At 41.1% G+C, this 10,443-nt stretch carries 12 protein-coding genes and 1 pseudogene; all 13 read right to left on the bottom strand.

Annotated elements, in window-relative coordinates; translation table 11 throughout:
* Positions 1-724: ammonia-dependent NAD(+) synthetase (gene nadE / locus SORDD16_RS02740; RefSeq protein WP_061452295.1), on the bottom strand; the 724-nt coding region annotated here is incomplete at its 3' end.
* Positions 721-2,181 (bottom strand): nicotinate phosphoribosyltransferase, encoded by a 1,461-nt coding sequence (locus SORDD16_RS02735; RefSeq protein WP_061452294.1) that lies wholly within the window; start codon positions 2,179-2,181, stop codon positions 721-723. The genes SORDD16_RS02735 and nadE, both read right to left, overlap by 4 nt.
* Before the next feature lie 116 nt (positions 2,182-2,297).
* Positions 2,298-2,786: a DUF6773 family protein gene (locus SORDD16_RS02730; protein WP_061452293.1), complete on the bottom strand. Its 489-nt coding sequence runs from the start codon at positions 2,784-2,786 to the stop codon at positions 2,298-2,300.
* A complete protein-coding gene (locus SORDD16_RS02725; RefSeq protein ID WP_061452626.1) occupies positions 2,776-2,985 on the bottom strand; it encodes a helix-turn-helix transcriptional regulator in 210 nt (69 codons plus the stop codon). The genes SORDD16_RS02730 and SORDD16_RS02725 overlap by 11 nt, the downstream gene beginning before the upstream one ends.
* A gap of 147 nt (positions 2,986-3,132) precedes the next feature.
* Complete coding sequence (locus SORDD16_RS02720) at positions 3,133-3,729, bottom strand: HAD family hydrolase (protein ID WP_061452292.1); 597 nt, start codon at positions 3,727-3,729, stop codon at positions 3,133-3,135.
* 58 nt (positions 3,730-3,787) lie between these two features.
* Positions 3,788-4,198: a GNAT family N-acetyltransferase gene (locus SORDD16_RS02715; protein WP_081215117.1), complete on the bottom strand. Its 411-nt coding sequence runs from the start codon at positions 4,196-4,198 to the stop codon at positions 3,788-3,790.
* A 99-nt stretch (positions 4,199-4,297) separates the two neighbouring features.
* Entirely contained in the window at positions 4,298-5,635 is a 1,338-nt protein-coding gene (locus SORDD16_RS02710) for an amino acid permease (RefSeq protein WP_061452291.1), read from the bottom strand.
* 100 nt (positions 5,636-5,735) lie between these two features.
* On the bottom strand, positions 5,736-6,218 hold the full coding sequence (greA, locus tag SORDD16_RS02705) for a transcription elongation factor GreA (RefSeq protein WP_061452290.1): 483 nt from the start codon (positions 6,216-6,218) through the stop codon (positions 5,736-5,738).
* Between the two features lie 63 nt (positions 6,219-6,281).
* On the bottom strand, positions 6,282-7,982 hold the full coding sequence (mltG, locus tag SORDD16_RS02700; protein WP_081215116.1) for an endolytic transglycosylase MltG: 1,701 nt from the start codon (positions 7,980-7,982) through the stop codon (positions 6,282-6,284).
* Between the two features lie 62 nt (positions 7,983-8,044).
* Positions 8,045-8,533, bottom strand: a complete 489-nt coding sequence (locus SORDD16_RS02695) for a GNAT family N-acetyltransferase (protein ID WP_061452288.1) — start codon at positions 8,531-8,533, stop codon at positions 8,045-8,047.
* The gene (locus SORDD16_RS02690; RefSeq protein WP_061452287.1) at positions 8,530-9,009 is read right to left on the bottom strand and encodes a GNAT family N-acetyltransferase; all 480 of its coding nucleotides are present in this window, start codon (positions 9,007-9,009) and stop codon (positions 8,530-8,532) included. The genes SORDD16_RS02695 and SORDD16_RS02690 overlap by 4 nt, the downstream gene beginning before the upstream one ends.
* Before the next feature lie 9 nt (positions 9,010-9,018).
* Positions 9,019-10,353 (bottom strand): UDP-N-acetylmuramate--L-alanine ligase, encoded by a 1,335-nt coding sequence (gene murC / locus SORDD16_RS02685; protein ID WP_061452286.1) that lies wholly within the window; start codon positions 10,351-10,353, stop codon positions 9,019-9,021.
* 10 nt (positions 10,354-10,363) lie between these two features.
* Positions 10,364-10,443, bottom strand: a pseudogene (locus tag SORDD16_RS11095) (cystathionine gamma-synthase); the annotation flags it as partial.

The raw sequence follows: 10,443 nt of genomic DNA, 5'->3' as shown, positions 1-10,443 counted from the left end.
TTTTGCCTTCTAGGTAATCATCAATTTCATTGTAAGTGACTCCCAAGGCTACTTCATCAGCCAGCCCTGGTTTGTCTTCTTCTAGGTCTGCTGTTGGGATTTTTTCATAAAGGGCTGGGTCTGCACCAAGTTCCTTCAATAGTTGTTTTCCTTGACGTTTATTGAGGCGGTAAAGAGGGAGAATATCTGCACCACCGTCACCAAACTTAGTAAAAAAGCCTGTGATATTTTCCGCAGCATGGTCTGTTCCAATAACCGCTCCGCTATGGGCACCCGCAAGGGCATATTGGGCAATCATACGACTACGAGCCTTGATATTGCCCTTGTTAAAGTCTGAAACAGGACTTCCTGTTGCTTCAACTGCAGCTGCCATGGCATCAGCTGATTCCTTGATATTAACTACCAAGCTGACATCCGGCTGGATGAAAGCGAGAGCTTTTTGAGCATCTGCTTCATCAGCTTGCACTCCGTATGGCAGACGGACAGCGATAAATTTGTAGCTGTTATCTCCTGTCTCTGTTCGCATTTCTTCCATAGCTAATTGTGCTAAGCGCCCTGCTAAGGTTGAATCTTGTCCTCCAGAAATCCCTAGTACAAAGGTTTTAAGAAAGGGGTGTTTTTTCAAGTATCTCTTTAAGAAATCAATCGAACGGCGAATTTCTTTCTGGGCGTCAATCACTGGTTGGACACCCAGTTGCTGGATAATGGTCTCTTGCAAACTCATTCTTCTTCTCCTTCACCAAGGGCTTCCTTGCGCATCTTGTCAATCAAGTCCATTTTGTCCTGCCAAATATCACGCGCCAAGTCCACTGGATAATGCTGCGGATTGAGCACGCGCTTGTATTCATCCCATAGCTTGTCAAATTCCTTACGGGCATAGGCCTGAATGTCAGTCAAACTAGGCAAGTTGTAAACTAATGTTCCTTCTTTGAAAATATCCACCAAGAGAGGAACGGCATCAAAATTTCGAACGGTCTTTTTGATGTAGGTATAAGTTGGATGGAACATCTTGATTTCTGTCATGCCACTCACATCCACACCATCATAGGTGATGTAGTCACCTTCTGACTTGCCTTTTTCACGACTGGTAATGCGCCATACCTGCTTCTTACCTGGCGTTGACACTTTTTCCGCATTATTAGACAGTTTGATGGTATTGCGCATCTGACCATTCTCATCTTCGATCGCAACAATCTTATAAACTGCCCCAAGAGCTGGCTGATCGTAAGCCGTGATCAACTTGGTTCCCACACCCCAGACGTCAATCTTGGCTTTTTGCATCTTGAGGTTGAGGATGGTATTTTCATCCAGATCATTAGAAGCATAAATCTTAGCCTCTGTGAATCCAGCCTCGTCCAGTTGCTGACGGACTTTCTTGGAAATATAAGAAAGATCCCCAGAGTCAATTCGCACTCCTAAAAAGTTGATCTGATCTCCCATCTCACGTGCCACCTGAATAGCAGCTGGCACACCGATTCGCAACGTGTCATAAGTATCTACTAGAAAGACACAGTCACGATGGGTCGCCGCATAGGCCTTAAAGGCCTTATAGTCATTGCCATAAACCTGTACCAAGGCATGGGCATGAGTTCCCAATACTGGAATACCAAAGAGTTTCCCTGCACGCACGTTGCTGGTTCCATTAGCGCCACCAATCACGGCTGCGCGTGTTCCCCAGATAGCTGCATCCATTTCTTGCGCCCGACGTGTCCCGAACTCCATCAAGGGTTCATTCTCAATGACCGAACGAATACGTGCTGCCTTGGTCGCTATCAAGGTTTGAAAGTTAACAATGTTTAGGAGAGCCGTTTCAACCAATTGACATTGGGCAAGAGAGCCTTCAACTTGAACAATCGGCTCATTGGCAAAAACCAAGTCCCCTTCTTGGGCAGAACGAACCGTCAACTCCAACTTGAGATTGCGGAGGTAGTCTAAGAACGCCCCATGATAGCCAAGCGACTCCAAGTAGGCAATATCGCTATCTGAAAAGCGCAAGTCTTTAAGATAATGTACAATTCTTTCCAAGCCAGCGAAAACTGCATAGCCGTTCTGAAAAGGTTGCTGGCGGAAATAAACTTCAAAGACCGCCTTTTTATTGTGAATCCCTTGGTCAAAGTAAACTTGCATCATATTGATTTGGTACAAGTCCGTGTGCAATGTCAAACTATCATCTGGATACATCTGTTTTCCTTCTTCCTTTTTTACAAAGGTATGAACGTATTCTACCACTTTCACACCGTCCGATAAATTAGTACTATTATAACACATTTTACCGAGATTGATAAAAAGCTAACAAGCTATTCTCCATTCTCAAGTTCATCCATATCTTGCTCAAACTTTTTTTGAACCCATTCGCCATAACTTTTAAGCCCAAGATTGCCGATAAAAACCCAAGGAAAGTAGATCAGATAAGTAATGGCCCAAGCAGACAAATATTTAAGGTTCAAAGGATTGTGCTGATAAATTTCGATATTGAATTGATAATTCTCCAACATCAAGAGAGTCGTAATAGCGAGAGTTACCAGCAAACACCCTCCAATCGTAAAATGAAAACGACTATAGTAGGTCACTCCAAGTTGTCGTGCACGATTGAAAAAGAAGAAAATTCCTAAAAGAAGGGTAACCAGAAGAATATTAGGATTAAAAAGAGCAGGTGTTAATACAGCCACCAGATAGCTTAGCAGAATGAGCCCGATAAACATATAAAAAGACTCTGTTCCAGCTTTGTTAATCAGTTGTTCTTCTCTTTCGTCTAGTAATTGATAATAAAAAAATCTATTTTTCATCTTCTTCCTCCCAAAATAATTGATCTAATGTTTTTCCTAAGCATCTGCAAATGGACTGACAGAGCGAGAGACTCGGATTATATTTCCCAGCTTCAATTAAGCCTATAGTCTGTCTAGTAACACCCACAGCTTCTGCCAAATTCCCTTGTGTTAAATCACGCTCCACCCGAGCTAATTTTAATTTTACATTTTTAGCCACTAGCATCCTCCTTCAAAATTTTAAAAGTTGCACTTCTTTTAAAAACATTATACCATATATCTAACTTAATGCAATATATAAATGTCATTTTGTAAGATTTTATTAACAAAAAAAACTCTCTACCACAGAAAGTAGAGAGTGTTGTGTTTAAATATAGGATTTCAAAATATCAACGACATCACTTCTTTTCTTGACCTGATAGGCCTTGATGCCCAATTTCTGAGCCGCCATTGTATTGTCCTCAATGTCGTCTAGAAAGACACAATTTGCGGGATCTAGCTGATATTTGTCGAGAATCTCCTTAAACATTGCCAAATCAGGCTTTATAGCTTTTATATCACAGGATAGGACAAAACCATCTAAAAGCTCCTTTAAGGGAGATAATTGCTCATCCAGCAAGTCATAAAATACCTTTGAGGTATTGGACAAGACAAAGATGCGATGACCTTTTTTCTTTAGTTCTGACAAGACAGGAAAGACTTCCCTATAAATATCAATGTAGCTAGGCCAATTCCAGATAACTTCTTCAACCTTCTTTTGATAAGTACTTCCAATCATCGACACAACTTTAAGCACTAACTCTGCTCTCGTCATGGTCCCAAGATCTAATCTTTCCCAAAGCCCAGACTGAAAAATAGCTTTATCTAAAACCAAATATTCTTCCTTCGTATCCGAAACCCCTTGCAAAATCTTATCCTTGTTCCATTCTAATAAGACGTTGCCCATATCTAGTATGATATCCATTAGCCCACCTCCTTGCTTATGTGAAGAATCCTCTTTGCCTTATGCCTTCATGTTCAACTTACAAATCCTTTTGGTAATAATATCTTTGCCCTGTGTAGGGATAGTCTTGCAAGATAAAGACTTCCTTGTAGCCATGCCTTTTATAAAAATCTGGTGCTTGAAACTGGTAAGTATTCACGAAAGCAAAACGACAGTTTCGATTCTTGGCTTCATTTTCTGCTCGCTGCAATAGTTTTGAACCAATTCCCTGTCCCCTCAATTCCTCTCTCACAAACAAATATTCGATTTCCAACCAATTTCCAAAAGTCTCTGCCACCAAGCCCGCCAAGAGATTGCCCTTTTCATCTTCGACATAAAGATTCAGTGGCTCGCTTTCAGCCTCTTCTCTTTTGGAACGATTATAAGCACGAATCAGATTTCCTATTTCTTGCGCTTTCTGGGACGCTTTATTTTCCAATCTAAAGTGCATCCAAACCTCCTTCGAACTGTTACAGCTTGATTATAATCTTATTTCAATAGACTGTCAAACTAAAAAGAACTCACCAAGCAAAGTTGATGAGTTCATGATTTATTTCCTAAATTTCCACTGGCTATAAATTCCGAAACCGATAATCCAGATAGCAGAACCAACTGCCCCCATGAAGGTAGACTCTTGTAAAAAGAGGGTTACAAAGACAAAAATAAAGAAGAGCATGGTTAAAGGATTTAAGAAACGATACTGAGGCATGAGGTAGCCATCCGCCATGAAGTCTTGTGACTTGCGGTATTTAAGATGAGCCACCATGATCAAGATATAAATCGCGATGTAAACACCTGATGAGGATGCTGTAATCAAAGCAAAGGCATCGGAAACACCTGGCAACACGTTGATAAAGGCAGCAAGAGCAATCAAGATTGCTGAGGCAATGATGGCATTTTGCGGAACATTGTGACGAGAAAGAGTATCTGCCTTAATAGCTTTTAAAAAGCGATTGGGCGAATCATGAGCAATCTGGTACAAGTGTCGCCCTGTTGAATAGAGGGTTGAGTTAAGAGCAGACGCTGCCGATGTCAAAACAACGAAGTTAATCAGAGCTGCCGCCCACTTGATACCTGCTAGCTCAAAGACCGTTACAAATGGCGAATCTGAAGAAGCAAGTTCTCTCCAAGGAATAATAGACATAATGGCTAATAGGGCTCCACCATAGAAGAAGACAATTCGGAGAGGAATTTCTTTAACTGCTTTTGGCAAAACCTGACGAGGATTCTTGGTTTCAGAAGTTGTCACTCCGATAAACTCAATCATCAGATAGGCAAAAAATACCATTTGAAAGGCCATGACAAAGTTCATGACTCCATTTGGGAAAAGAGAGAATTGATTGCTGATATTTGCCAAACTTGCAGCACCATGCGGTGTCTCAAATCCTGTCAAGACCATAAAGACCCCTGTTGCAATCATAGCTAAAATAGCCACAATTTTAACCATAGCAAACCAAAACTCGACTTCTCCAAAGAGCTTAACCGCAATCAGATTAACCAAGGCCAAAATCATTAAAAAGACAATCTGAATCAGCCAACTAGGCCAGCTAGGAAACCAAAACTGAACATAATGTGAAACCGCAGTAATTTCCGCCATACCGATAAAAACAACAGATAACCAATAAGACCAAACCGAGAAATACCCCCAGCCTTTTCCTAAATAACGGGTGATAAAGTTAATAAAGGTATGTTGTTCTGGATCTTGATACAGCATTTCCCCAACAGCTCTCATCATCAGAAACATAAAGGCACCTGTAATCATATAAATCAGAACAATAGAGGGTCCTGTCAGGCTGATAGAGCGACCGGCACCCAGAAAAAGACCCGTTCCGATTGTTCCCGCAATCGCCATCACTTGAACATGGCGGTTGGTTAAACCCCGCTCCATCTTATTTTTTTCTTATTTTCACTCATATAGGCTCCTATTTTCTCAAAAAAGCAAAAAGGAGTCGAGCAAGGCAATGCCTCCCCTACTCCTTTTCATTTTATTAGGCTGTTTTTTCAACCTTTAAGATTTTTACATCATAGCTACCAACAGGTGTCTCAATGGTCGCTGTATCTCCAGTTTTTTTACCGATTAAGGCTTGTCCAATCGGACTTTCGTTTGACACCTTTCCAGCGAAAGCATCCGCACCTGCAGAACCGACGATAATATAAACTTCCTCTTCGTCTTCACCGATTTCTTGGATAGTTACAGTCTTACCAATCGCAACTTCATCCAGTGCTACTGCGTCGCTGTTGACGATTTCAGCGTAGCGAATTTTTGTTTCTAGACTTGAAATTTGTCCTTCAACAAAAGCCTGTTCATCTTTAGCTGCTTCGTACTCACTATTTTCTGAAAGGTCTCCATAGGAACGAGCAATCTTGATACGCTCTACGACTTCGGGACGTCGAACGAGTTTCAATTCCTCTAATTCTTTTTCTAATTTTTCCTTTTCTTCAAGGGTCATTGGGTAAGTTTTTTCTGCCATTTTTCTCAACTTTCTTTTCTTAATTTGTTTTTAAAACAAAATTATGTGGAAAACCACATAATTTTAGTTTGAACTACTTGATTGGGTTAGTTTGCTATTGATATGTTCTGCAACGTTTTGATCGTGTTCTTCTTTGGTAGTCGCGAAGTACACTTTACCATCTTCGACATTGGCTACAAAGTATAAGTAGTCACTCTTTGTCTGATTTATACTTGCTTCAATTGCGTCAAGGCTTGGACTATCAACTGGTCCAGGCATGAGACCAAGATGTGTATAGACATTATACGGCGAAGCAATAGTTGTATCAATTGCAGCATCATCTGCTAGACTGATTTTTTGACCAAGCTTTCCTTCTGCATACAAGATAGCAATATTACTTTGAAGAGGCATACCAAGATTTAAACGGTTATAGAAGACACCTGCAATGGTCTTGCGGTCTTCAGTCTTAGCTCCTTCTTTTTCAACAAGAGAAGCAATGCCGAGCAACTCATTGACTGTCAGATTCTTTTCTTTAATCGTAGTATAATGTGATGACAAGGCCTTGTCCATAGCGGCCAACATCTCATCAATCAAACTTTCAACAGTTGTACTGTCTTTGATCGTATAGGTCGCTGGGAAAAGGTAGCCTTCAAGACGATAACGAACGCCACTGTCTTTTGTTGGAAGACTTCCAAGTAGGTTTGGATACTTAGCTACTAATTGTGAGATAAAAGTCTCATCTTGAGCTTTTGCCAAGAAAGCATCCGCAGTAAGAGGTTCTTTAAATTCACCTTGAAGTTGCCCTACTGTTTGAGCAATTTGCTCCAATGTATAGCCTTCTGGAATTGTCAAGTTTGCAAGAACAGGTGCCTGAGCTTCAGGAGTCCCACCTTTTTGCAATTCTTGAATCAACTCATCCGTACTCATACTCTTCTTCAAGTTATAATAACCTGACTTCAAGTTGGCATGGCTATAGTATTTAGCATAAAGGCTAAAGATCAGTCCATGTTTAACCAAACCAGATTTTTCCAAGGTGCTTCCAATTTCTTGAACATTTGCACCGTCTGGGATTTGAACCGTTACGTAATCCTTTGAGCTCGCATCAACAGGTTTCAAGGAATCTTGAACGTAACCATAACCAAAGTAACCACCAACTGCAACGAGTACTAGGAGAACTAGAACTGTTACTAGGCAACCTTTAGCTTTTGATTTTTTCTTTTTCTTAGTTGATATTGCACCTTGACGACGACTACGACGTGGAGCATCTTCTAAGTTATCAACTTTCTCAACTGGAGCAGGGACTACATTCTCCACAACAGGAGGGACTGGTTCTTCTTTATTATCATCCGTTTTATAGGAAACAGCCACTTTAGTTGGAGTAGCGTTAAACTCTTTGTCTTCCTTTTTAGGCTCTACAGCATCAATCTTGGCTGGTGCAGGCTCTTCTAGTTTTGACTCTTCTGGTTCTGGTGCTGTCACTGCGCTTGATTCAAAACTTGGGCGTGGTGGAACACTTGGGGCATTTTTAAGGATTTCATCCACAGTTGACAGAGAGTCTACCATTAAACCTTCTGTGGCAAGATTTGGTTCTTGTTCAGAAGGAGTGGGTGGAGTTACTTGAGAAGATGGAGTTGAGGTGATCGGACTTTCATCTTCTTTCTCTCTTCTTTCTCTCTCTCTGACTCTCTCTAAATCGCGTAAAATCTGTTCTTTAAAGCTTAAAGTTTCTTCTTCTCTTGATTTCTCGCTCAAAAACTTTACCTCCTTGTTGGCAATCCATAACATTATATCTTAAAAATCGCAGAAAAGCAACAAAAGATAGCTTTCTCCGATCATATTTCTATTTTTCAAGGCTTCCAAACCATATCATACCAAGTCTCACCAGCATAGGTAGATTTGGATAGTCCTTCATTGACAAAACCATGTTTCTCGTAATATGAGATAAGATAATCATGACAAGTCAGGTTAATGCCTTCTCGTTCATGTTCTAAAGCGACTTCTTTTAGGGCGGTCAGCAATCTTTTACCCACTCCCAAAGCTTGCGCTTCCTTGGCTACCGACAGGCTTGTTACTGAGATATAGCCACCAGACCGATGACTATGGTCTTCTACTTTTTCAGTAAAGGACTGATCTTGTAGATGGCGATGTGGGACGACTGGACCTTCAATGTAACCAAGGATACGTCCCTCCTTTTCAGCTACGAGAAAACTAGTCTGAATTTCACGTAAGTGCGCCTCAAAGACCGAACGAGGAATGGCTTCCTCAAGAGAAAAATTTTCTATCTCTATCTCTAAAATTCGATCTAAATCCGAAAATCTTGCTTGTCTAATTTTCATACTTCCTCCCGATAAAAAGGATTGTCCCAAATCAGATTCCATCCCGAAAATCTTGCGCATGAAGCTTCTGGCACTTCTTCCTCAACAAAGCCATTCATCTCAAAATAAGAGAGCAAGTCATCAGGACAAGTCAAGCGAAGATACTCATACCCTCCTTCCACTGCCACTTGTTTCAAGCTGGCCAGAAGAAGAGTTCCCAGCCCCTGTCCACGATGGTCAGGATGAATGGCTAGATGCTTGATTTCAAGGCTCACGCTTGTTTGAGTGTGAGTTCCTGATAATTCAGCCCCAAGAATATAGCCCACGAGCTGGTTTTCATCCCTAGCTACAAGAAAGGTATCCGCAGTTTTACGGATACTCTCTTCTAAGGATTGACGGCTAAGTGCCTCTTTTGATGAAGAGTCGGATTCTTCAATCACCAACATTTCTTCTAAATCTGATAGGGTAGCTTGCCTTATAGTGATCGGAATTTCCATCTGTTTTCCTTATTGGACATTGCTTGTCAAGTTAGACAAGAGACGTTCAAATGAATATTCATAGGTTTGGATGTCTCCTGCTCCCATAAAGACATAAACAGCATTGTCATGGTCTAGGAGTGGAGATACATTCTCAACAGTGATAACCTGATGTTTCTTATTGATTTTATTGGCTAAGTCTTCTACCTTGACATCTCCGTGATCTACCTCACGGGCTGATCCATAGATTTGCGCTAGGTAGACCGCATCTGCTTGATTCAAAGCATGAGCAAATTCGTCCAGCAAGGCAATGGTTCTAGTAAAGGTATGTGGTTGAAAGATTGCCACGATTTCCTTGCTTGGGTATTTTTGACGAGCCGCATCCAAGGTTGCGATGATTTCTGTTGGATGGTGGGCAAAATCATCGATAATGACCGTATCATTGACAATTTTTTCAGTAAAACGACGCTTAACACCTGCAAAAGTTTTCAAGTGTTCACGGACCAAGTTCAAATCAAATCCAGCTGTGTAAAGAAGACCAATAACAGCTGTCGCATTCATGATATTGTGACGACCAAAGGTTGGAATGTGAAATTGACCTAACTCTTGTCCACGGAAATGAACTGTGAAGGTAGAACCAGTCGTAGAACGTAGGAGATCACTAGCTACAAAGTCATTGCCCTCAGCTTCAAAACCATAGTAATAGATTGGAGCATTGGCTGTGATCTTACGCAACTCAGCATCCTCACCGTATACAAACAAACCTTTGGTAATTTGTTTGGCATAGTCATTAAAGGCATTGAAAACATCCTCTAGACTAGTAAAGTAATCTGGATGGTCAAAGTCAATGTTGGTGATGATAGAGTATTCTGGGTGGTAAGGCATGAAATGACGCTCATATTCGTCAGATTCAAAAACAAAATACTTAGCATTTTCAGAACCTCGACCTGTTCCATCCCCAATCAAGAAGCTAGTGTCTGTGATGTGAGACAAAACGTGAGACAGCATCCCAGTCGTTGATGTCTTACCATGCGCTCCTGCAACCCCCATGCTGACAAAGTCACGCATAAAGCTACCTAGGAATTCATGGTAACGTTTGTAGCTGATACCATTTTTGTCGGCATAGGCGATTTCAACATTGTTGTCTGGACGAAAGGCATTTCCAGCAATAATTTCAAGATCCCCTTGCAGGTTCTTTCCATCAAAAGGAAGAATCGTAATTCCTGCCTGCTCTAGTCCACGTTGAGTAAAGTAGTATTTTTCAACATCTGAACCTTGAACCTTGTGTCCCATTTGATGCAACATCAAGGCTAAGGCACTCATACCTGATCCCTTGATTCCAATAAAATGATATGTCTTTGACATGATTTCTCCCTTATTCAGTGATTCTTGTCAGATTCAACTCTTGGGCAACCTGACGTTCCTGATCTGTTTGCTTATTCTTTTTATTATAGA

This window comes from Streptococcus oralis, from assembly GCF_001578945.1.
GTDB classification, from domain to species: Bacteria; Bacillota; Bacilli; order Lactobacillales; family Streptococcaceae; genus Streptococcus; species Streptococcus oralis_Q.
The sequence above is the reverse complement of the archived record's forward strand: the minus strand, read 5'-3'. Positions and strand labels throughout refer to the sequence as shown.